At 36.1% G+C, this 255-nt stretch carries 1 protein-coding gene; it reads left to right on the forward strand.

Annotated features, from left to right (window positions below; translation table 11 throughout):
• The coding region (locus KW850_RS32900; RefSeq protein ID WP_218351742.1) for a reverse transcriptase domain-containing protein at window positions 1-255 on the forward strand (255 nt) is incomplete at both ends.

A 255-nucleotide genomic window follows, 5' to 3' on the forward strand; every position in this document is an offset into this window, starting at 1 on the left:
AAGAAAAGACCGTTGGGAATACCGGAACATGAAGATAAGATTGTACAAAAGTGCATCACGAAGATACTAAATTCTATCTATGAAAATGACTTTCTAGACTGTTCCTTTGGATTCCGACCAAATCGTAGTTGCCACGATGCTTTGAAAACACTGAACTTCTATATTGAGAAGAGGCCAGTAAATTATGTAGTAGATGTAGATATAAAAGGATTCTTTGACAACGTTGACCACACATGGATGATGGAGTTCTTAAAA

The organism is Bacillus sp. sid0103 (assembly GCF_019219025.1).